The 22708-nt window shown below is 51.3% G+C and carries 25 protein-coding genes; 16 read left to right on the top strand and 9 right to left on the bottom strand.

The window, feature by feature from the left end; all coding sequences use genetic code 11:
* Nucleotides 1-46: 46 nt before the first annotated feature.
* The 5 genes from dnaN to acnA form a co-directional block, all read right to left on the bottom strand.
* Nucleotides 47-1180: a DNA polymerase III subunit beta gene (gene dnaN / locus DPQ22_RS04235; protein WP_150213589.1), complete on the bottom strand. Its 1134-nt coding sequence runs from the start codon at nt 1178-1180 to the stop codon at nt 47-49.
* 217 nt (nt 1181-1397) lie between these two features.
* A complete protein-coding gene (gene dnaA, locus DPQ22_RS04240; protein ID WP_246681471.1) occupies nt 1398-3002 on the bottom strand; it encodes a chromosomal replication initiator protein DnaA in 1605 nt (534 codons plus the stop codon).
* Between the two features lie 1280 nt (nt 3003-4282).
* Entirely contained in the window at nt 4283-4549 is a 267-nt protein-coding gene (rpsT, locus tag DPQ22_RS04245) for a 30S ribosomal protein S20 (RefSeq protein WP_150213453.1), read from the bottom strand.
* Entirely contained in the window at nt 4512-4769 is a 258-nt protein-coding gene (locus tag DPQ22_RS04250; RefSeq protein ID WP_150213454.1) for a hypothetical protein, read from the bottom strand. Before DPQ22_RS04250 ends, rpsT begins: the two co-directional genes overlap by 38 nt.
* A 71-nt stretch (nt 4770-4840) precedes the next feature.
* Nucleotides 4841-7534 carry an aconitate hydratase AcnA gene (gene acnA, locus DPQ22_RS04255; RefSeq protein WP_150213455.1) on the bottom strand — a complete coding sequence of 898 codons (2694 nt, stop codon included), beginning with the start codon at nt 7532-7534 and terminating at the stop codon, nt 4841-4843.
* 278 nt (nt 7535-7812) lie between these two features.
* Here acnA and ccmA point away from each other — a divergent pair, with 278 nt between their 5' ends.
* From ccmA to DPQ22_RS09150, 14 genes are all read left to right on the top strand, one after another.
* Nucleotides 7813-8541, top strand: a complete 729-nt coding sequence (gene ccmA, locus DPQ22_RS04260; protein ID WP_150213456.1) for a heme ABC exporter ATP-binding protein CcmA — start codon at nt 7813-7815, stop codon at nt 8539-8541.
* A gap of 51 nt (nt 8542-8592) precedes the next feature.
* Nucleotides 8593-9252, top strand: a complete 660-nt coding sequence (ccmB, locus tag DPQ22_RS04265; RefSeq protein WP_150213457.1) for a heme exporter protein CcmB — start codon at nt 8593-8595, stop codon at nt 9250-9252.
* A 122-nt stretch (nt 9253-9374) separates the two neighbouring features.
* Nucleotides 9375-10199, top strand: a complete 825-nt coding sequence (locus DPQ22_RS04270) for a heme ABC transporter permease (RefSeq protein WP_150213458.1) — start codon at nt 9375-9377, stop codon at nt 10197-10199.
* Complete coding sequence (gene ccmD, locus DPQ22_RS04275) at nt 10196-10351, top strand: heme exporter protein CcmD (protein WP_150213460.1); 156 nt, start codon at nt 10196-10198, stop codon at nt 10349-10351. Before DPQ22_RS04270 ends, ccmD begins: the two co-directional genes overlap by 4 nt.
* A gap of 23 nt (nt 10352-10374) precedes the next feature.
* Nucleotides 10375-11046, top strand: a complete 672-nt coding sequence (locus DPQ22_RS04280) for a DsbE family thiol:disulfide interchange protein (protein WP_150213462.1) — start codon at nt 10375-10377, stop codon at nt 11044-11046.
* 312 nt (nt 11047-11358) lie between these two features.
* Nucleotides 11359-11952, top strand: a complete 594-nt coding sequence (locus DPQ22_RS04285) for a transglutaminase-like cysteine peptidase (protein WP_425305145.1) — start codon at nt 11359-11361, stop codon at nt 11950-11952.
* A 109-nt stretch (nt 11953-12061) separates the two neighbouring features.
* On the top strand, nt 12062-13114 hold the full coding sequence (locus tag DPQ22_RS04290) for an aspartate-semialdehyde dehydrogenase (RefSeq protein WP_150213467.1): 1053 nt from the start codon (nt 12062-12064) through the stop codon (nt 13112-13114).
* The gene (locus tag DPQ22_RS08845) at nt 13111-13254 is read left to right on the top strand and encodes a hypothetical protein (protein ID WP_190323143.1); all 144 of its coding nucleotides are present in this window, start codon (nt 13111-13113) and stop codon (nt 13252-13254) included. Before DPQ22_RS04290 ends, DPQ22_RS08845 begins: the two co-directional genes overlap by 4 nt.
* Nucleotides 13255-13495: 241 nt before the next feature.
* Nucleotides 13496-13684, top strand: coding sequence for a hypothetical protein (locus tag DPQ22_RS04295; RefSeq protein WP_150213469.1), 189 nt, complete (start codon nt 13496-13498; stop codon nt 13682-13684).
* Nucleotides 13685-13813: 129 nt separating this feature from the next.
* Nucleotides 13814-14662 (top strand): MetQ/NlpA family ABC transporter substrate-binding protein, encoded by an 849-nt coding sequence (locus tag DPQ22_RS04300; protein WP_150213472.1) that lies wholly within the window; start codon nt 13814-13816, stop codon nt 14660-14662.
* A gap of 12 nt (nt 14663-14674) precedes the next feature.
* The gene (locus DPQ22_RS04305; RefSeq protein ID WP_150213474.1) at nt 14675-15712 is read left to right on the top strand and encodes a methionine ABC transporter ATP-binding protein; all 1038 of its coding nucleotides are present in this window, start codon (nt 14675-14677) and stop codon (nt 15710-15712) included.
* Nucleotides 15705-16367 (top strand): methionine ABC transporter permease, encoded by a 663-nt coding sequence (locus DPQ22_RS04310; protein ID WP_150213476.1) that lies wholly within the window; start codon nt 15705-15707, stop codon nt 16365-16367. The genes DPQ22_RS04305 and DPQ22_RS04310 overlap by 8 nt, the downstream gene beginning before the upstream one ends.
* A gap of 227 nt (nt 16368-16594) precedes the next feature.
* Nucleotides 16595-16882: a hypothetical protein gene (locus DPQ22_RS09145; RefSeq protein WP_246681472.1), complete on the top strand. Its 288-nt coding sequence runs from the start codon at nt 16595-16597 to the stop codon at nt 16880-16882.
* Entirely contained in the window at nt 16870-17325 is a 456-nt protein-coding gene (locus DPQ22_RS09150; RefSeq protein WP_246681473.1) for a hypothetical protein, read from the top strand. The genes DPQ22_RS09145 and DPQ22_RS09150 overlap by 13 nt, the downstream gene beginning before the upstream one ends.
* Nucleotides 17326-18051: 726 nt before the next feature.
* On the opposite strand, the gene DPQ22_RS04320 is transcribed toward DPQ22_RS09150, so the two are convergent.
* Nucleotides 18052-18855, bottom strand: a complete 804-nt coding sequence (locus tag DPQ22_RS04320) for a tetratricopeptide repeat protein (RefSeq protein WP_150213478.1) — start codon at nt 18853-18855, stop codon at nt 18052-18054.
* A 404-nt stretch (nt 18856-19259) separates the two neighbouring features.
* On the bottom strand, nt 19260-19487 hold the full coding sequence (gene rpsU / locus DPQ22_RS04325; protein ID WP_150213593.1) for a 30S ribosomal protein S21: 228 nt from the start codon (nt 19485-19487) through the stop codon (nt 19260-19262).
* A gap of 369 nt (nt 19488-19856) precedes the next feature.
* On the opposite strand from rpsU, the gene DPQ22_RS04330 reads away from it, so the two are divergent.
* Entirely contained in the window at nt 19857-20798 is a 942-nt protein-coding gene (locus DPQ22_RS04330) for an NAD(P)-dependent oxidoreductase (RefSeq protein ID WP_150213480.1), read from the top strand.
* Nucleotides 20799-21213: 415 nt separating this feature from the next.
* Complete coding sequence (locus tag DPQ22_RS04335; RefSeq protein ID WP_150213482.1) at nt 21214-21708, top strand: hypothetical protein; 495 nt, start codon at nt 21214-21216, stop codon at nt 21706-21708.
* 225 nt (nt 21709-21933) lie between these two features.
* Here DPQ22_RS04335 and DPQ22_RS04340 read toward each other — a convergent pair whose 3' ends face one another.
* The gene (locus DPQ22_RS04340) at nt 21934-22464 is read right to left on the bottom strand and encodes a hypothetical protein (protein ID WP_150213484.1); all 531 of its coding nucleotides are present in this window, start codon (nt 22462-22464) and stop codon (nt 21934-21936) included.
* Nucleotides 22461-22676 (bottom strand): hypothetical protein, encoded by a 216-nt coding sequence (locus DPQ22_RS04345; protein WP_150213486.1) that lies wholly within the window; start codon nt 22674-22676, stop codon nt 22461-22463. Before DPQ22_RS04345 ends, DPQ22_RS04340 begins: the two co-directional genes overlap by 4 nt.
* Nucleotides 22677-22708 lie beyond the last annotated feature (32 nt).

Raw genomic sequence — 22708 nt, forward strand, 5'->3', positions numbered from 1 at the left:
GCCACCTTGCTTGCCTGTTTTTGCTCAATAAGGCTATATAGGGAAGCTAAACGCGCATCGGCATCAATACATAAAGCGCACGATTATCGGCATTATCGCGAATCAGGGTCGGCGCACCGCTATCTGCCAGCATAAAAACAATATCTTCCCCGGCAATCTGGCCGGCAATATCCAGCAAATAACGCGAATTAAAGCCGATTTCCATAGAATCCCCATCATAGGAAGCGGTTATTTTATCTTCAGCCGTGCCGGAATCAGGATTATGGACAGTCAGGGTCACTATATCTGCCGCCAGAGCCAGCTTAACCGCACGCCCCCTATCTGTAGAAATAGTGGAAACACGATCCACAGCAGAGACAAATTCTGCCCGCTTGACTTCCAGCTTCTTCTCATTATTGAGCGGGATAACGCGCTGATAATCAGGGAAAACACCGTCAATCAGCTTGGAGGTCAAAATAATCGCCCTCATAGATAACCGAATTTTCGCTTCAGACACGTGCACCGTAATATCGGCCTCTCCCATTTCGCTTAAAAGCTTCTGCAGCTCCCCTACTGTTTTGCGCGGAATAATGAGACCCGGCATAGTAATTGCCTGTTCCGGCGCTTCCACCTCAACACAGGCCAGGCGATGGCCGTCTGTAGCCACTGCCCGCAATTTTTGCACCCCTTCCACCTCCAGCACATGCAAATAAATGCCATTGAGATAATAGCGCGTTTCTTCTTGAGAAACAGCAAATTGGGTGGATTCAATAAGATATTTCAACTGCCCGGCCGGCAGGGTAAAAGAATGGCTGAATCCTTCAGCCGAAAGCTCGGGAAAATCACCGCGCGGCAAAGTTTCCAACCGGAAATTGGAACGCCCTGAAACAAGTGTTACAAATTTGCCCTCAGCGTCCAGACTCAGAGAAATTTCACCGCCTTCAGGCAATTTGCGGACAATATCATAAAGCAAATGCGCAGGAATTGTTGTCGCCCCCGGCTTCTCCACCCCGGCTGCTGTTTCTTCCGTCACTTCCAGATCCAGATCCGTGCTCTTCAGGCAAATAGTGCCGACACCGTTTTTCTCACTGGCCTCAATCAATATATTGGAAAGAATAGGCACAGTATTGCGGCGCTCAACAATACGATGAACGCGCCCCAAAGACCGCAAGAGATTTGCCCTGTCAACAGCAATACGCATAATAATATCCCGCTTTAAAATCGCCCCTGATTGCGGCCGCACCCCCATTATTCCAAGGCAGGCTAGCCCATCTCCTTGCGCGAATAAATAGAGGAATCTCTGTTTTCCCCCATTATTCCCGATAAATTTCACCGCTTTTTACTCTATCCCCAGGCGGCCAATATAAAAGACGGCCAGGCGCTCTTGCCGATAGAATAAATAATAAGCCGGATTATATTCAGGCAGCCTGCTCATCAATCAGGCGTTTTAGCAATTCCAGCTCTTGTGCGAGTTTGGAATCCCCCCCCATCATTTCTTCAATTTTGCGCACAGCATGCAACACAGTCGTATGATCCCGCCCGCCGAAACGGCGGCCGATTTCCGGTAAAGAGCGCAAAGTCATCATTTTGGCGAGATACATTGCCACCTGCCGCGGCCGCACAATAGAGCGCGTGCGCCGATTAGACAATAAATCCTGCTTGGAAACATTATAATGACGCGCCACTACGCGTTGAATTTCCTCTATGCGAATCCGCTTCGGCTCACCTTTTTGGGTCAAATGCCCCAAAAGCTCGTCTATGCGCTGTATATTGCTGCTAATATCCGGCTCAAAAGAATAGCGGAATAAAAGCTGGTTGAAGGCGCCTTCAACATCACGCCCCGAGCCGCATATGGCACGGGCAATATGTGACAGCATTTCCTCGCCAATATTCAGCGAAATTTCATCTGACTTCGCCTGTTTTAGCCGTGTGCGCAGCATTTCCAGCCGCATAGTATAATCCGGCGCCCCCATCTCCAGCGAAACGCCGCCCTGCAAGCGTGAACGCACCCGCATATCCAGAGATTCCAGCTCTTGCGGCGGGCGATCGGCAGCAACAACCACCTGTTTGGCGCTATCCAGCAGATTATTGATCAAATGGCAAAATTCATGCTGAATAGATTTCCCCTGCAGAAATTGCATATCATCAATAATCAACAGATCAATATCGCGCAACTGCTCCTTGAAAGAAAGAGCATCATTATCACGAATGGCAGTGGCAAAACGCCACATGAAATATTCCGCTGTCAGATATACCACACGCGCCCCGGCACCGCGCCGCAAAGCGGCCTGGGCCACGGCCTGCAGCAAATGCGTTTTGCCCAAACCGACAGCAGCATGAATAAATAACGGGTTAAAACGCAATGCCCCTTCGCCTGCTTCGGCTATTGAGCGCGCCGCCGCCAGAGCCACGCGATTGGAAGCGCCTTCAATAAAATTGTCAAAATTATAGCGATTATCCAGCGGAGAACCGAAAACAGCCTGAGCGGCATGCGGCACAGCTTTTTCTGCTTTGGCGACCAGGCCGGCAAAAGCGGCGCGTCTGGCATTGTGCTCTTCCGCTTCAACCGCGCCGGGGCGGGCCGGCGCCGGCACCTTGCGATTCATGCTGCGCACAACAATATCAATACGCAAAATTTCGGGATTTTCTTCTTTCCACAAATCACAAAGCAAATTGGCGTAATGATTATTGATCCATGAACGCAAAAAAGCAGTGGGAACAGAAAGACGCACCTGATTACGGCCATAATCATCAAGCTGCAAACGGCCAAACCAGCTCATATAGGCTTCTTTGCCGATACGCGCTTTCAGCCTGGCCGCCACGCGTTCAAAAATACGACCAATCTCGGCCTGCGAACAAACCGGCCCGGCTGCCTCGACAAAATCAACAGCGCGCCTTTCTTCTCCCACAAAACCAGCCTGTCTCATACCCGCTCCTTCACGCAGCTTAACAGGCGACAGCGGCGCAGCAGAATGTATTTCACCCGGCTGTTCCATTTTTGCTTCTGTTCTGTTAACACGCATTATCTTCACCCTTGACCCAATTTCATACAGAACCGGCACCCCAGGCCGGGTCGCCGCTAAATATTTTGCTTTTTGCCCCCGCTTCACAGCCGTATTACCGGCAATTAACCGCAGGCGGTCTTTGCCCGGATAGAGGAAGGACATAAAACAATATCAGACGCCTTATGCAGCCGGATAAGCTCCACACCCCCCGGCCCGCAGTTTTTGCCCGCCGGCACAACAGGCATAAACATTGCCGGTCTGATAAGGCTTTGCCCCTTACAATTCCTGCTGTCAGAAAAGCAACAGCAAAATCAACATACAGAAAACTGCCCCTTTTAGGCAAGAGAATAAAAAGGCCGGGTGAGCGCGGCAAAAGAGGCCTGTCCCGGCTTGATAAGGGCTCTCTCATCTCAGCCCCCTTGATTCAAAAAGTTTTTTTACATTCGGCTTTACAGGCTGCATTGGCAGCGCAATTCTTAAAAAAAACTTTATTTTTTTAGCTTGACATATAGCCGGACTGACAGGGGGCGCCGGACTCTTGTGGATAACTCCCATATAGAATTGATTTTTATATAAATTTACAGGCATTCCGCACTCAGAAGAGCACATAATCACCTGAAAACCGGTTGATTTTTCTGCCTTTTTCCAAAACTTAAGGCGTGCGGAAGCAAGAAATCCTTTTATAAATTTCCTGAAAAAATTTATTTCTTTTAATTCTATATAATGCCGGAGAAAATCTGGTAAAAATTACCCTGCTATTATAATAGAGGGAATTATTTGGAGAAATCGGGCAGAAATTTGCAAGGGCGATATTGCCGAAGCGGACGGGCAGTCTATACTAATACAAGCGGGAAGTGAGGATTCTCCTCTCCCGGCAGCGCATAATTATAGCCAGATACAGCAATGACGCCTATTTACGCGACCGGCGAAGAGAGCACTAAAATTATGCCGTTTCTTACAGAAAAGCGAAATATCTGGCCCGGCAGCCTGCCCTCTGTTTTTCATATGTGCCGGGAATAAAATGGGCGGCTTGCCGCCGCCTGCCCCGCTTGCCGGCCGCCGGCGCAGCAACAAACAGGAGCATGGCCCGGCCAGCCACGTAGTTACTCCAGCTCAAGGCTGGCGGCTTGCAAAGGCAGCGCCAGAGCATTGCCCGGCTAAACACCTCGTCACTCCGGCTGGATAAGCGGATTACAATAATGATAAATAAAAAGCCCCCGCACCCTTAACAGCACGAGAGGCCCCATTCTCCATAAACCGCACTAATCCGGCGGCAGAAAGCTATACAGCAGAGCGCATTATGCGTGCATTGCCTTCAAACGCTGCGCCAGACGTGAAACCTTGCGCGCAGCAGTGTTTTTATGCACCACGCCTTTACTGACAGCGCGCATAATTTCCGGCTCTACTACTTTAAAAGCCGCTTTGGCCTGCGTATCATCACCGGCTTTTACCGCATCTTCAAATTTGCGAATAAACGTCCGCACACGTGAACGCCGCGCTTTATTGACCTCTGTGCGGGCAGCAATTTTACGCACCGCCTTTTTGGCCGAAACCGTATTGGCCATAAATTCCTCTTTCTTTTGCCGGCAAAATACCGGAAACACCCTGCGCGGCCCAAACCGCCTGAATTCTGACCGTCTTATAAACAAGGAAACGGCTCAGGTCAATGCCCCGGAGGCTGAAAATGCCGCTTTGCATCTGAATCTGCGGCAAAATCCGATCCAGCTCCCGCTTTTTCAGACAGGCCGAAATACCGGCCTGCCCCATTATTTTCCCTCTCCTCATAACCGTTTTTGCACCGCACCCAAAGCAATGCGGCGCCAGCACTCTATCATTTTACTCCGCCTGTTTTGCCGCTATCCGGCCAGACGGCGCAAAACAAATTGCAAAATACCGCCATTATGCAGATAATCCAGCTCTTCCAGCGTATCCACCCGGCAAATAATCGGCACCAGCTTTTCTTCCCCATTGCCGAAGCGAATCACTGCCGGCAGTTTCTGCCGCGGCTTCAAGGCGTTAATGCCGGCAATGCTAACCGTCTCATCACCCTTCAACCCCAGCGATTTCCAGCTCGTGCCTTCTTCAAAGACAAAAGGCACAATCCCCATGCCGACCAGATTGGAACGATGAATACGTTCAAAAGATTGCGCAATAACCGCCCGCACCCCCAGCAGACTAGGCCCTTTAGCCGCCCAGTCGCGGGAGGAGCCATTGCCATATTCCACCCCGGCAAAAACCACCAAAGGCGTTTTTTGCTGTTTATATTCCATGGCAACATCATAAATAGAGCTTTCCTTGCCGTCAGGATAATGCAGGCTGTAACCGCCTTCACGCCCGTTTTCGCCCAGCATGAAATTGCGAATACGAATATTGGCAAAAGTACCGCGCATCATTACTTCATGATTGCCGCGCCGCGTGCCGTATTGGTTGAAATCCGCCGGCTTCACCCCGTGATCGGTCAAATATTTTCCGGCCGGCGAATCTATTTTAATCGCCCCGGCAGGAGAAATATGATCCGTAGTGATTTTATCGCCAAACAGGCCAAGAATATGCGCGTCCTTAATATCTTCCAACGCCGCCGGCTGTTTCGGCATAGCATCAAAATAAGGCGGATTGCGCACATAAGTGGAATTTTCGTCCCAGGCATAAACCTGCCCGGCCGGCGCTTTTACCGCCTGCCAGTGTTCTGTGCCTTTAAAGACATCGGCATATTTTTCGGCAAACAAAGCGCGGGTTACATTTTTGTCGATAAATTCCTGAACCTCATAGCTGCTCGGCCAAATATCGCGCAAATAAACCGGCTGGCCGTCAGCCCCTTCGCCCAGCGGCTCTCTGGTTAAATCCTTGCGCACTGTGCCGGCCAGCGCATGCGCCACCACCAAAGGCGGCGAAGCCAGATAATTAGCCTGCACATCAGGCGAAACGCGGCCTTCAAAATTACGATTGCCGGAAAGAACCGCCGCGGCAATCAAACCCTTTTCATTCACTGTTTTGGCAATCGGCGCCGGCAGCGGGCCGGAATTGCCGATACAGGTGGTGCAGCCAAAGCCGACCAGATTAAAGCCCAAAGCGTCCAGATCCTTTTGCAGGCCGGAATTTTTCAGATAGGCTTCCACCACCTGGCTGCCGGGAGCAAGAGAAGTCTTCACCCAGGGCCTGGTTTTCAACCCTTTGGCCACGGCATTGCGCGCCAAAAGCCCGGCGGCAATCAGCACATTAGGGTTAGATGTATTGGTGCAGGAGGTAATGGCGGCAATCACCACATCGCCATGGCCTAAATCATAATCTTCGCCCGCTACTTTATAGCGCTCATTTTCCTTGCCCTGTTTATGAAAATCCCCCGCCAGCGCCTGGGCAAAACCTTTGCCGATTTCCCCCAGCGGCAGGCGGCCTTCCGGCCGTTTCGGCCCGGCCATAGAGGAGACAACATCGCCAATATCCAGCTCGATAATATCACTGAAAACCGGCTCCGCCGCCTGCACGCCGCTTTCCCGCCACAGGCCCTGCTCTTTGGCATAGGCTTCAACCAGCGCAATACGCTCACGCTCGCGCCCGGTCATAGTAAGATAATGAATTGTCTCACCATCAACGGGGAAAAAGCCGCAAGTGGCGCCATATTCCGGGCTCATATTGCCGATTGTAGCGCGATCAGCCAAAGTCATATGATCAAGACCGGGGCCGAAAAACTCAACAAATTTGCCGACAACGCCTTTTTTGCGCAGCATTTGCGTCACCGTCAACACCAGATCCGTGGCGGTAATGCCTTCTTTCAGCCGGCCGGTCAGGCGGAAGCCGATAACCTCCGGCAGCAGCATGGAAACCGGCTGGCCAAGCATGGCGGCTTCGGCCTCAATACCGCCGACACCCCAGCCCAGCACGCCAAGGCCATTGACCATAGTCGTGTGCGAATCCGTGCCGACACATGTATCGGGATAAGCAGTATTTTCGCCGTCAACCGCAGCCGTCCACACGGTTTGCGCCAGATATTCCAGATTAACCTGGTGGCAAATGCCGGTGCCGGGCGGCACAACGCGGAAATTGCGGAAGGCCTGCTGCCCCCATTTAAGGAAACGATAGCGCTCACCATTGCGCTCATATTCCTTTTCCACATTATGCTCAAAAGCCAGCCTGTTGCCGAAATCATCAACAATAACCGAATGGTCAATCACCAGATCGACCGGCACAAGCGGGTTGATTTTTTCTACATCACCGCCCAGACGGTGCATGGCATCACGCATAGCGGCCAAGTCTACCACGGCCGGCACACCGGTAAAATCCTGCATCAGCACCCGGGCGGGGCGATAGGCGATTTCTGCGCCGGCTTTGCCTTTATCCGTGAGCCAGGCGGCGACATTTTCAATATCCTGCTTTTTTACCGAACGGCCGTCTTCAAAACGCAGCAGGTTTTCCAACAGGATTTTCATGGAAAAGGGCAGCCTTCCTATCCCGGCAAGGCCGTTTTTTTCTGCCTCTTTCAGGCTGTAATACACATATTCCTTATTGCCGATTTTCAGAGTTTTACGGCATTTAAAACTATCCATATGCACCATTGACCTTAATCCCGTATATTTGAACTGCCGGCACCCCGGCGCAGATAAAACCGGCAAAGGCGGCCTGACAGAGACGCATTTCACCCTTGCAGATAAAATATGGCTGTTTTATAGAACTATTCCTAAAAATCTTCCAGACATGTTTTGAAAAATAATCCGGTTTAAATTATATTTGGGGGAGAGTCGAGCGGCAAAAGCGCGGCAGCCATTGTGACAGCGCTGCTTATTAAGCGGCTTATAGCGGCTGACAAAAGGGGATAGAGGCAGACAGACCAAATATGGCGGAAATTCCCCAATATGTGCGCATAGAAATTGAAGGCTTACAAGCGCAGCGCGGCGGCAAAATTCTGTTCTCGCAGCTTTCCTTCAGCTTGCAAAGCGGGCAAATAGCAGTGATAAACGGGGCCAACGGCACAGGAAAATCCACTTTATTGCGTCTCATAGCCGGGCTTTACCCACCGCTTTCCGGCACTATTGATTTATCGATGGCGACTGCGCAAAAAACCGCACCAGCTTTGGAAAATAAAAATATTTCCCTGCCGCGGCAAGGTTTCAGCCATTATTTGAGCGATAAAAATGCCATGAAACCGCAGCTTTCCGTCCGCGATAATCTGCGCTTCTGGTGCCGCTTCTTCACTGATAAGCGCCTTGGCGCCGGTGAGGAAAAAAAAGTGCTGCTCAGGGCTCTGGATAAAGTAAAAATGGCCGCCTATGCCGATTTGCCCTTTGCCGCTTTATCTACCGGGCAAAAGCGGCGCATCGGCCTCAGCCGCCTGTTGACCGGAGCGCGGCCTTTATGGCTGCTGGACGAACCAGGCTCCGGGCTTGACCAGGCCGGCGCGGCGCTTTTCAGCCAGATTTGCCGGGAGCATCTGGCTGCCGGCGGGCTGGTTATCGCCGCCACCCATACACCGCTTGGTCTGCCGGCGGATATAAGCCTTAATCTCGCCGATTATCGGCCGCAAACGCCGGAAGGACAATTTTATGACCCCCTTCAGGCCGGATAGCGGGCAGACAAAACAAGGCTCCGGCCGCGCGCCGTCACTCAAGAGATAAAAATGAAAAACCTGTTTATCCGCGATATAAAAGCCGGTATTAAAGCCGGCGGCGCCATTGGCACCAGCCTGCTCTTCTTCATTTCCGTCATTATTCTGTCACCTTTTGCGCTGGGAACAGACAAAACGCTGCTGGCGCAAGCCGGCCCCGGCCTGTTATGGTTTTTTGCCCTGCTGGCGGTTTTACTGGGGCTGGACAGGCTGTTCCAGACCGATAAAGAAGACGGCTCGCTGGATATTATTCTTGCCGCCGGCGATTTCAGCAGCCTGACAGTAATGGTTCTGGTCAAATCGGCAGCCCATTGGGTGAGCACGGTGCTGCCGCTTATCGCCGCCGCACCGGTTTTGTCCTTATTGCTGAATCCGGCCTGGCGCCAGGCCGCAGCCTTAACTGCCAGCCTTGTCCTTGGCACTCCGGCCATCACCTTTATCGGCGCGCTGGGCGCGGCCTTAACCGCCGCTTTGCCGCGCGGCGGCGTTCTGCTTGCCGTGCTGGTGCTGCCTTTGATTATACCGGTTATTATTTTCGGCACGGCGGCAAGCGTGGCTCTTGCCGCCGGCACGGCGCTCCAGCCGCTTTACTTCCTGCTGGCGCTTACCCTGTTTTTCGGCCTTGTCGGCCCGGCAGCAGCAGCGTTAGCGCTCAAATTTACCGCTGAATAGCCGCCGCGCCGGCCTGATAAACGCATTGCCAAAGCCGAAATTTTATCTATAATAAAGGTTCCGACAAGCCAGAACCGGCGCCGGCCGGCGCTGCAACCGCTATAAGGCCGCATTAACCTGTTATGTCTCTTCCTGCCCCTTCTCTGCCGCAATCCTGGTGGCGCGGGCTTTCCCGCCCGCAGCGTTTTATGCAAATATCGGCGCGGCTTTTGCCGCCTTTGGGCATAATATCGGCCGTGGGGCTTGCCGCCGGGCTATATCTTGCCTGGGCGGCACCGCCGGATTACCAGCAGGGGCTGACGGTCAAAATCATGTTTATTCATGTGCCTTGCGCCTGGCTCTCTATGCTGTGCTATACTATGATGGCCTGCTCAGCCGCCGGTATTTTGCTGTGGAAGCACCCGCTCGCCGCTATTGCCCTGAAAACCGCCGCCCCAATCGGTGCCGCCTTTACCTTATTGGCGCTGGCAACAGGCTCTATCTGGGGGCGGCCAAGCTGGGGCACATGGTGGGAATGGGGTGATTCCCGCCTGTTTTCCATGTTTATTCTGCTCCTGCTTTATTGCGGCATTATCGCGCTGTCACGCGCTTTTGACAATAGCCGCACCGCGGCTTATGCCGCTGCCGTTTTAACCCTTATCGGCTTTATTGATATTCCGATTATCAAATTTTCAGTAGAATGGTGGAACAGTCTGCACCAGCCCGCCTCTATTTTGCGCAAAGGCGGCATAGCCATTGCCCCTGCTATTCTCATACCCTTGCTGGTAATGGCGGCTGCCTTTACTATGCTGTTTTTTGTCTTGCAGCTTTTGGCCATGCGCAATGAAATTTTGCGCGTCTCACTGCGCGCTTTGCAGCAAAAACTGGCATGGGAGGCAGAGCCGGCGGCAGTCGATGAGCCTGACACTATAGCCGATAACGGGCAGGACAGGGAAACGGGCCTATGACACATTGGCAATTTGTCATTCTCGCTTATGCGATAACCGCTCTTGTCCTGACCGGCCTTTTTGCCCGCCTGTTTATCGCCGGCAGGCGGCTGCGGCAAGAGCTGCGGCAGATGGAACAAAAGCGGGCGGCAAACAGGCGCAATCATGGCTGAAACCTGATACAATAAGGGCATAAATGGCTGGAGATGACATAAAAACAGCTAAAACAGAGCCGCCGTCAGCGGGGCCGGCGCTGCCGGCGCGCGGCAAAAGACGTTTGCTGCTGTTAATGCCGTTTTTGCTGCTTTCTGCTTTTATCCTTTTGGCCTTTTTTCGTATCACTGCGCAGACAGGCAATGAGGCGGACGATGAAATCCCCAATGCGCTACAGGATAAAGCAGCGCCGCGCCTGAAACTGCCGCTGCTGGAGGCGGCAGCAAACACGGCGCTGCCGGCTGCCGGCACCAAAGCTGCAACGGCAGCAAAACAGCTTTTTGACAGCAATAATTTCAAAGGCCGCGTCACTTTGGTCAATTTCTGGGGCTCATGGTGCCCCCCCTGCCGGGAAGAACACCCTTTTTTGATGAGTCTGGCCGATAATCCGGCTTTTCAACTGGTTGGCGTCAATTATAAAGACAGCAGCGACAATGCCAAACGTTTTCTCGGCAATTTCGGCAATCCCTTTCGCCTGATTGGCTTTGACAAAAACGGCCATGCCGCCATTGACTGGGGCGTTTACGGCCCGCCGGAAACATTTGTGCTCGATAAAGGCGGCATTATTCTCTACCGCTTTATCGGCCCGATGAATGAAGCCGCTTTCCGCGAAAAAATTCTGCCGCTTATCACCCGCGCCAATGCCCGGCAGTAACCCAAGCGCCGTCACCCGCGCTGCCGCATAATTAACCATAAATTAACTTTCCGTTGGATTGCCGCAGGAAATCATTGCCGCTGCGCCCGTTTGCGCTTAACTTTTCGTTAAGAATTAACAGACCTTGCCTTTGCCGGCTCAGGTTGATTTTTGGCAAACAGGCGGAAAATGCGCGCGACTATCGGTAAATTTCTATGCTGCTTCCTGATTTTTGCCCTGGGCCTGGCCAATGCGGCAGCAGCAGCGCTTACCTCTGCCCCAGCCGGCAAAGCCGCTTTGCCGGCGCTCTCTGCCGCCGCCGGATCGGCGGCGATGGAAACATTGGGGCTAACCTCGCAACCTGTCGGCCATTATGATTTTTGCCGGCGTTATGCGCAACAATGCCGCGCTCGTAAAGGCGCGACCGCCCCGCTCAGGCTCACGCCGAAAATCCGGCATAATATGCTGCGCGTCAATGCCGCCGTTAATAATACTATACACGCCGCTACAGACGATGAAATTTACGGCAGGGAAGAATATTGGGAGTATCCTGATAAAGCCGGCAGTAAAATGCGCGGCGATTGTGAGGATTATGTGCTGCTGAAACAGCGGGAATTGCAAAAACGCGGCCTGCCCGCCGCCGCTTTGCTGATTACCGTCGTGCGCAAACCGGACGGTGAGGCTCATGCCGTGCTGAGCGTGCGCACAGAGGACGGCGATTTTATTCTCGATAATTTGCGTGATGAAGTGTTAAACTGGCAGGAAACGGAATATCATTATATTAAACGGCAATCGATCCGGCATGCCGGTCTGTGGGTCGGCATCGCGCCGCGGCCAGCATTAAAGCCCGGCATTATGCAGGCCAAAAGCGGCAAAGCCGCCAATGCCGGCAGCCTGGCCTCTACCCGCGCAATTACCCGTCCCTGACCTCTTGCCCCTGATACGCTTTATCGACCGCAGCAATTTGACCATATTTGCGGCGCCTGCTATAGGGTGGGTCATAGTGCAAAAACATGGTAAAAGCAGGAGATTGGCCATGTCGGCAGCAACAGGGTTTAAAATTGCCGTTGTCGGCGCTACCGGTAATGTCGGGCGGGAAATGCTGACTATATTGGAAGAGCGCGGCTTCCCCGCTGCCGCCATTATCCCGCTTGCTTCGCGCCGCAGCCAAGGCAAGGAAGTCTCCTATGGTGACAAAAGCTTGAAAGTGCGGGCGCTGGAAAATTATGATTTTACCGATACGGATATTTGCCTGATGTCGGCCGGCAGCAAAATTGCGCAGGAATGGGCGCCGAAAATCGCCGGCATGCGCTGTGTTGTCATTGATAATTCTTCGGCCTGGCGTTACCATGCCGATGTGCCGCTGATTGTGCCGGAGGTGAACCCTGAGGCCATAGAGAATTTTAACCGGCGCTATATTATTGCCAATCCGAACTGCTCTACCGTGCAGCTTGTCATGGCGCTCAAGCCGCTGCATATGGCTGCCACAATCACGCGCGTGGTGGTTGCCACTTATCAATCTGTCTCCGGCGCCGGCAAAGCGGCAATGGACGAATTATTTGAGCAATCGCGCGCCGTTTTTGTGGCTGATCCGATTGAGCGCAAAATATTTACCAAGCGCATTGCCTTTAACCTTATTCCTCATATTGACAGTTTTATGGAAGACGGCTCCACCAGAGAAGAATGGAAGCTCAACGCCGAAACCAAAAAAATTCTTGATCCGAAAATAAAAGTCGCCGCCACTGCCGTGCGCGTGCCGGTATTTATCGGCCATGGCGAGGCGGTAAATGCTGAATTTGCCCGGCCGATAAGCGCTGAAAAAGCGCGTGAGCTGCTGCGCCATGCACCCGGCCTGATGGTGGTGGATAAAAGGGAAGATGGCGGCTATGCCACGCCCTATGAAATAGCGGGCGAAGATGCCGCCTATATTAGCCGCCTGCGGGAAGATAGCAGCGTGGAAAACGGCCTCGCCTTCTGGATTGTTGCCGATAATCTGCGCAAAGGAGCAGCGCTTAATGCCGTGCAAATTGCCGAATTGCTGCTGGCGCGCAATTTGCTGCGGCCCAAAGCCGCCGGGAAGCAAGCGTGAACAAAGCGCCACTCATGCTCTGCCGCCTTGTCCCTGCCCCGCAGCACAGCAGCCGGCTCTCTGCCGGGCAAAATCGCGCCGCAACAGCAAGTGAGGACAGGCGCAGCGCGGCCTGGGCAGCGGAGCAAAAAACCGCTTAAGCTGGAGCGGAAAACTGCCGAAGAACTGGCCGGTCGCTTTCACGCCCGCCCTGCTCTGCCGCCGTCCGGGCCTCATAACGGCGAATAAAAGAGAAGAAGGCAAGCATAAAGCCGTAAAACACTTATAAAGCAGCGGGGCTTTTTCTCTGCAAAAAGGCAAAAATAATTTGACAGGCCGGGCCGCAAAGGGGATAAATTGATAATAAACTTCTCCTGAAGCCGGCATTATTGCGAGCTAGCCATGCTACACGAATTGCTGCGGAAAATTCTGGATTTTGCCGGTTATCTGGCCTCTTTCTTTTGTGTGCTTAAGGCTGATAATCACCTCTTTATTGAGCTGGCGGCTTTCCTCGCCGTATTATTGCTGGTTATTGTCTCTGTCATAGTGGCGGCCAATAAAGCAGATCACCGGCGGCATAAACACCATTAGCGCCGCTCAAAACAGCCTTTTTAGAGAAATTCCTTAGAGAATTGCTCGGGGAAGGTTTTTTTTCTTTTATTTTCCCGGTCTCTCCTTTAGCATGGCGCCTCCCTGTTGTTTTACGGCGAAGGAGTGCTTATGCCGTTACTTTCTGTTTTTATCCGCAATCTGTATAATGCCGCCCTTTTTGCCGGCTTACTGGCTCCGGCAATCATGGCCGCAGCCCTGCCGGCGCGCGCGCAAGCGGCAGAAATGCCGGATAAAACCACAATCCGCCTGGGTGTGATAGAAGGTGATGAGCTGGAAGTCTGGCAAACGGCAGCAGCCTATGCAAAGGAAAAAGAAGGGCTGAATATTGTGCTGGTGCCGTTTTCAGATTATATTTTGCCCAATGAAGCGCTCAATAATGGCGAGCTTGACGCCAATGCCTTTCAGCACCGGCCTTATCTGGAAGCGCAAATCGCCCAGCGCGGTTACAAAATCACCCCCGCCGGCGATACTTGTCTTTACCCTTTGGGCGCCTATTCCCGCCGGGTGAAAAAGCTGGAAGATCTGCCTATTGGTGCGACTATCGGTATCCCCGATGATCCCTCCAATGAAGGCCGCGCTTTGCGCCTTTTGGCGCAAAAAGGCCTGATTACCCTTGATGACCCTGCCAATATTCTGGTAACGCCGATAAATATCAGCGATAATCCGAAGAATCTGCAATTTCAGGAAATGGATTCCGGCATTTTAGGCCGCGCTATTGGCGATATGGATCTGGTGATTGTGACCAATAGCTGGGTGAGCGCGACCGGCCTTAACCCGGCAACAGAGCTGATTGCTGCCGAATCGCCCGTAAACAACCCTTATGTCAATTTTATTGCTGTCCGCAGTGAGGATACAGGCAGGCCCTGGGTGCAAAAGCTGGTCGCCTCTTATCAAAATGAGACAGTGCGCAGCGCTATTTGGCGCGTTTTCGGCAATCGCGCCATTACCCCCTGGTAAGGAAGAGCGGCTATGTCGACCAGGCCCAAAGCACAGCCTCTGCTGGAGCTGAAAAATCTGCGCCGCTCTTTTGGCGGCACCAAAGCCGTTAACGGTGTTTCTCTTACCGTTTATAAAGGGGAGATTCTTGGCATTATTGGTCGCAGCGGCGCCGGCAAATCAACCCTTATCCGCTGCATTAACGGGTTGGAAAAGCCCGATAGCGGCAGTATTTTTTATAAAAGCCGCGACAGCGCCGGGCTGACGCTTGAAGAAAGCCGACAAATGCGCCGCCGCATTGCCATGATTTTCCAGCAGTTTAACCTGCTTTCTTCCCGCACTATTATCGATAATGTTGCTTTGCCGCTCAAACTGGCCGGCATGAGCAAAATTGCGCGGCGGCAAAAAGCGGCTGAGTTGTTACAGACTGTTGGCCTTGGCGGCAAAGAGCAACATTACCCCGCCTTTCTTTCCGGCGGGCAAAAGCAGCGCGTGGGCATTGCCCGCGCTTTGGCCGCCGGGCCGGATATTCTGCTGTCTGATGAAGCAAGCTCAGCGCTTGACCCGGAAACAACCCAGGCGATTTTGCAGCTCTTGCGAGAAATTAACCGCAAAATGGGTGTAACTATTATCCTTATCACCCATGAAATGGAAGTTATTCGCGCTATTGCCGACCGGCTGATTGTGCTGGATAAAGGCAAAATTGTTGAACAAGGCGCGGTGAAAGATATTTTTGCCCGGCCACAGGCAGCCGCGACAAGAGCGCTGTTGCAAACTATAATCCCCTCTTTGCCGCCGGCGCTGGCAGCGCAATTACGGCCGCAAGGGCATGAGGCGGTGATTGAGTTTCATCTTTCCGGCGCCGCGGCCAATACGCCTTTTCTACAGGATTTGCAGCGAGATACCGGCGCAATAGCGCGTATTATCCATGGCGGCATGGATACAATCCAGGGAGAAAGGCAGGGGCGGTTTTTTCTGGCGCTGAATGCGGGTGATAAAGCTAAACTGGCGCAGGCGCTGGCCTGGCTGGCGGCCAAAGGCGATAAAAGCGAGGTTTTAGGCTATGTCTGACTGGGAATTGCTGCAAAAACTGCTGGGCCCGGCTTTGTGGGATACAATATGGACAATGGCCGCCGCCTCTTTTTTTGCCCTGCTCTTCGGCCTGCCGCTGGGGCTGCTGCTTTATGCCACGGCCAAAGGCCATTTATTCGAGAATGCTTGGATAAACCGGCCGCTCAGCGCTTTTATCACCGCCTTGCGCGCCGTGCCCTTTATTATTCTGGCGGTGAGCCTCATTCCGCTGACGCGGCTCATTGTCGGCACTTCCATCGGTAATAGCGCCGCGGTTTTTGTTCTCTCGATTACCGCTATTCCCTTTTATGCGCGCATGGCCGAGCTTTCCTTCCGTGAAGTTGATAAAAATCTGATTCAGGCGGTGCTGTCTATGGGGGCAACGCGGCTGCAAACCTTGCGGGAAGTTGTGCTGCCGGAATCACTGCCCAGCCTGATAAGCGGTTTTACTGTGACCATTATTGCTATTATCGCCGCCAGCTCCATGGTCGGCTTTATTGGCGGCAATGGTTTGGGGCGGCTTGCTATCAGTTATGGCTATCAGCGTTACAATGTGACCATTATGATTGCAGTCATTGCCGTGCTTATTGCCCTTAATGTTGCGGTGCAGTGGTTTGGCGACAGGCTGGCGCAAAAAGCCGCGCGGGTAAAATAAAATTATAGAGTATCAGGGAAGCTGTCATGAATTTTAACCTTTACGATAAAATTGTCTGTTGCCTGCAAAGCCAGCCGGAGACAAGATTAACCGCAAGAGAAATTGCCGAATAGATTCTCAAGCATTCTCCTGAATTTTGTAAGCAAAAACGGCAAAACTCCAAGCAGAATTTAGGCACTGATGACGCTCTTATCACACAGATAAGCGCCGAAATCAAACCTCAGAAATTGCGCAAAAATAGTAAAATTAAAATAACTGCCGGTCGGCCGCGCCGGTTTTATTGGACAGAAAAAACAGATGCAGAAGAAATCATTGAAGTAGAAGAAAAAACTCTGTCAATGAAACGAGCAATTCTCAAACACAACAGCTTAAAGAAGCGGATCTATACCCGCTTCTGGCGGAGTTTCTTTTCTCCGAATGTAATATTTACAGCAGGCGCATTGATGAAAAACGCAGCAGCAATAAACGCGGCAAAGACGGCAATAAATGGCTGCACCCCGATATGGTTGGGTTAGAATATTCCAGCCAGAACTGGCATGATAAAATAAAAAAATGCGCCGGTAAATTTTTTTACGAGGCAGCCAATCTTAGCGCTTACGAAGTCAAGCTAAGGCTTAACAGCGCCAATCTCCGCGAAGCTTTTTTTCAGGCGGTGAGTAATTCTTCCTGGGCCAATTACGGCTATCTGGTCGCTGCCGAAATTGACGATAAAATAGATCCGGAATTACGCCTGCTTTCCAACCTGCACGGCATTGGTATTATCCTGCTTGATACGGAAAACCCGACTGAGAGCCAATATATTATTGAGTCGGCAGAACGAGACATAGATTGGGATACCGTCGATCGTATCGCCAAAGAAAATGCAGATTTTATGGATTATATCATCTGCGTCAAGGAAACTATTGCCAATGGCCGCATTAAAAAAGCCGACTGGTATATTCCACCCCAGGCAGATTAAACAGCAATGGTTTTTTCACCGAACCACCAAGTATCGGCAATAAATTTCTATAATATTCCCCCCTCCTTCCAGCCGGGCAGCAAACTTTTCTGCTAAAACCGCAACTTGGCTGCATTTCTAATCAGTTATATTTTTTCGCCCGGCTAAGCCTTTCCCTGATCGATTGCAGATTGGCGGTATTTTCTAACTCGCTATATTAACCCCGTAAGTGCAGCCTCAGCCGTTTGGCTGCGGCGTGACCGCATTTTCCGGGCAGCTTTAATCCTCGCAGTTTTTCCAGCCACGCGTCAAGGGATTGCAGCTTGACCGCATTTTCTGATTAGCGATACTTGCATTCGGCATTTGTGTAAGGGGCTGGTTCATTTGTCAAAAAGTGAGGGAATATTTGTCAAATAATATGATATTGATATTTAATGATAAAAAATGGATTTTGCAAAAAAATTGCCAAAAGTTTCAGCGCGCTATAGTTTGCCGCAGCACGGCGTAACCGCATTTTCTGATTAGCTATAGTTCAAGGAGCCTTAGGGGTCGCTTGAAAGCAGTTGCGGCGTGACCGCATTTTGCACGCTTACGCGCGCCCCTGCGGTTTGCACGCTTACGCGCGCCCCTGCATTTTGCACGCTCCGCGCGCCCCTCCGGTTTCCGGTTAGCTATAATAGGTGCGTCAGTAACGACCCTTCATAATATGCCGCGGCTCTCCCGCCGGCAAAGGTAAATCTCATACCATTATTGTGCCGGTGGGGCAGTGCGTTTGACACCGGCGCGCGCTTCGCTCTTGCCTAAGGCCGCAGCGCGGCTATAGGCTTCATAAGCGTGTTTATTATTGCCTTCCTTTTCTAAAGCATAGCCCTGATTATACCAGGCTTCGGCATTATTCGGCGCCAGCGCGGCGGCAGCGGCAAAATCATCAGCGGCGCTATCCCAGTTTGATAAAGCCAGATAAGATCTGCCCCGCGCCATATAAGTCTCCGGATTACGCGGCCGGCGCGATTGTGCCGCGCCAAAATCGGCAATAGCCTGCAAATTATCGCCGCGCTGCTGCTCAACCAGACCGCGATTATACCAGGCCGCGCCATCGGTTGTGCCTTTGGCTATAGCCTGGCTGTAATCGGCATAAGCAAGATCTGCCCGCCCGGTTTCACGATAAAAATTGCCGCGGCCAATATAGGCAGCAGTATAATCAGGATTAAGCGCCAGAGCCTTGTTATAATCCGCCAGCGCTGCCTTATTATCACCCCTGTAGCGATATACCAAAGCCCTGTTGGCATAAGCGGCGGCAAATTGCGGGTTAAGAGCAATGGCCTTGTTAAAATCATCAATCGCCCTGGCATAACGCCCTGCCCGCCCATAGGCGGCGCCGCGCACATTATAGCCGTTAGCATCATTGGGATTATTATCGATAACCTGGGTCAAGGACAAAATATTTTCTGCCGAGCCGGAACCGGCTTCGCGCCCGCTAATATTGCAGGCCGACAGCAGCACGCCCGCCAAAGCCAGACAGAAAAACGGCTTTTTATCCTTCAAAATCATGTATTCTGATTCTCCATTATTTCATAATCGGGTTTCTCATCGCCCCGGCAGGTTTATCTCCGGCCTTTATCGCCTTGCCGCGCGGGCAAGCAAAAGCAGCACAGCTTACCGGCAACCGGTCTCACCGGGTCATATTACAAAATAAATTTTATTTATAGCTATATAATTGCTGTTGCAGTGGCAGAAATACAGTATATCCACAGCTAAAACGCGGCAAATAACTGGAAAGCCGCTTTTCCCTGCAATAAACAGCTTTTTTTTAAAGACTGAGTTAAAAACCGGAAAAAAAAAACCCGCCATGACCAAACATGAAACGGGCATTTATAGCGACAAAACTGCCTCACACGGCAAAACGGCACTAAACGAGCCCCCTTAAAAGAAAGAGACGGCTTCGATCCGGAAAATCACCGTATAGCGGAGCGGCCGGGAGCCAAACCTTCACGCTGGGCGCGCTTGCGCGCCAGTTTGCGCGCGCGGCGCACAGCTTCCGCCTGCTCGCGAACACGCCGCTCAGAAGGTTTTTCATAATGGCCGCGCATTTTCATCTCACGGAAAATACCTTCACGCTGCATTTTCTTCTTCAATGCGCGCAAGGCTTGATCCACATTATTATCACGAACGAGTACCTGCACTTGTAACCCTGTTCCTTTCATGAAAAGCCGACACTTCACAAACGCCGCTTTTATCCCGGTTAAATAGCAAAAATCCCCCAGAGCTGCGTAGCATAAAGCGCACCCTTTGTCCATATGACAGAAAAAGGAAAACGCCGTTTTTGTCAAGCCTTTTTATCAATTTTACGCCGCTATCCCTGTTTTGCTGCCTTTCTTCCGCTTTTTTCGCCCGCCTGGCGGGGCGCGGCATTATGTCCCAAATATAAAGGCTTACCGCCTCTTTGCATAAAAGAGCAAAAATGTTTTAATGAATCCTGAACGAAATGCCCGGCGCGCCGCCAGGCGGGCGACAGCGCAAAAGGGAAGAATTTCACAGTGCGGGAGAAAATAATGCTGCCATATTGCATGAGTTTTTTAATTGAAGATCACAATCTTTTGCCGCCCACCCAAAAAAATCTGGAGGCGCTCACTACTATCCTTGATTTTCGTCAGCCGCATGCGCAGGATATTCTTGACAAAGTGACAGTCGCCATTGCTTCTCCCATTACCGGTATGAAAGATGAATGGTTTGACAAACTGCCCAGTTTAAAGCTTATCGCCATTATGGGGGTTGGCCTTGATCAGGTAAATTTGAAAGAAGCACGCCGCCGCGGCATTGATGTTACCTCTGCCCATGGTGTTCCCACTGACGATGTTGCCAATATGGCCATAGCTCTGCTGCTGTCACTGGCGCGCAATACGCCCATGGCTGACAGGCTGATACGGGCGGGCAAATGGCCGCAGGATATTGTGCCACCGCTTGGTATCGGCTTGAAAAACAAGCGTTTTGGCCAGGCAGGTCTGGGCGCTATTGGCCGCGCTATTGCCCATAAAGCAGAAGGCCTGGGCATGCAGATGCAGTTTTACGAAAAATTTGCTGTCGAAGCGCCGGCGCATTGGAAAAAATTTGATTCCATTCTGGAACTGGCGCAAAATAGTGATATTCTGACCTTGGCTATTTCTGCCACGCCTGAGACACAAAAAATTATCAATAAGGAAATATTGCAGGCTTTGGGCAAAAACGGGGTGCTGATCAATATTGCTCGCGGCGCGGTTATTGATGAAGAGGCGCTGATTGAGGCGCTGAAAACCGGCATGATTAAAGGCGCCGGGCTTGACGTTTTCTGGAATGAGCCGAATATTAACCCGGCTTTCTTTGAGCTGGATAATATTGTGCTGTCGCCGCATCAAGGCAGCTCGACAGTGGAAACACGCCTTAATTGCGGCCAATGCGCGGTAGATAACATCGCCGCCGTGCTTGCCTGCCGGGCAGCTTTAACGCTTGTCAATTAAACAATAATTGTGCAATTTTCAGGCCGCCTCAGATAAAATATTTGGGGCGGCCTTTCGCGTCAGATACAGGATCGCCCGGGCGCCGATAAAGCAGTTTGCAGTTATTATTACAGATAAATTTATTTATATTTTTTCATTCACTCATAAACCAGATAATATTAGCTATAATTACCGTAATATTCTCTTACTTTCCAAGTATTATTCCTATTATCAATATATTTACCTATATAAAATATTTATATTATCTGTATAAATGAAAATTCTATTCTGGAAATCCGCAATGTCACGCAAAATTCTTTTTTTATCGACCTCTTTATTTTGCCTTGCTTTATTGCCTGGCACAGTTTTTGCTACCGGCCCGGCATTGATTCCTTTTGACTCTCGGACCGCATCACCAGGCAGCAAAGCAATTATTTTGGCAAAAGCAGAAAAGAGTGACAAAAACCTCTCTCAATCCGCTGCCAAAACAATGGAGAAAAAAGTCAAAGCTCCAAAAATCAAAACAGATAGTTTGACAAAAGCGGCAAAAGAAGCCAAAACAATCAAAGAGCCGAAAAAGCCCAAAGCAGCTAAAGAAGTAAAAGCTGATAAAGAAAAGAAAACAACCGCCATAAAAGATAAAATGTCGGAAAAGGCTGCCAAAGACAAAATTACCGATAAAGTGAAAGCCGACAAACACGGCAGAAAAACAGCCGACACAGCCCCTTCCCGCTCATATCAGCGCAAAAAAAGCACCGCTGCTCATGAGACGACTTTATCACAACAAAACCGGCGTGATGGACGAAGCTTCAGGCCGATTGCCGGCAGCGAAAATTGTGTCTGCGTTGACGGTTTTTATTGCATTGGCCCGCGCGGCGGCCATTATTGCTACACTTCCGGCGGAAATAAACGCTATTTGCCGCGTTATTGACATAGCACAGAAAACAAGAATAGTCACCTGACCGGTAGCTGCCGCAGGAAAGCCACCTGCGGCAGCTACTGGCCACAATGCTACCCCGAACCGGCCGGATTCTAACCCTGAAATCGAACCGACTTTCCTGCTTCGCTAAAGGGAAGCAACGATACGGAACCGGCGAGCGACAAATACCCCGCCAATTCCGCCGGATTTACTTGCTTTGCCAAATCTATTGCGCCGTTAAGCCGCCATAGCATGGCCGGAGCGCTTGCGCCCGTGAGAGCACTGCCAGTGGCGAGAAACGCGCAAAACAGGCTCAACAGCGCCATTATCTGCCAGGCATTCTGCCATTTTCAGCAGCAGCAACCGCCCATAAAACGGCGAGCGGTTTAAAATAGCGGTAAACCAGACCCCCACAGTTTTCCGCAAAAGGCTGATAATAAGCCAGCGCTCCTCCGCCGTAATTGTCTTATCGCCGATAAATTTTTCCCAATCCGGCTCTTTACCATCATTTGCCAGGCTTGACGCATTATTGCGCACAACATAATACATGGCCTTTGCTGTCCGCTTGTCGGCCATAATTCCATTCATGAAAGTGACGAAATCTATCATTGCATCACTTACGGCACTTTTGTGGATAAGAGCCTGCGCCGCAGCATAAAATTCTTCTGAGGCTTTCACATAAGCACGCGCATAGGCTGCTCTACGTTCCAAAAGGGCTTCTATAGCGAGAACACCGATAACCAAAACGGCAGCAACACCCCACATCATAACATGCCCTTTCTGTTTCTTTTTACTTCCTCAGCTTGCTTAGGTAATTCTTTTTTCAAATTATGCAACACAATTTTGTCGTCTATCCTGGCGCTGCGATAATCGGAAACAGCGTGGACAAGAGCCGGGCTGCGCCATGCTATTATCAGGAAAACAGCCGATAGAGGCTTGTTATCCTGCAAAAATGACCCAATTTTGGCGAAAGAATCCATGTAAACCACCCCGCCCTGTATTTTAGCGCCTT

It is taken from the genome of Candidatus Tokpelaia sp., from assembly GCF_008636115.1.
In the GTDB taxonomy this organism is placed as follows: domain Bacteria; phylum Pseudomonadota; class Alphaproteobacteria; order Rhizobiales; family Rhizobiaceae; genus QLZD01.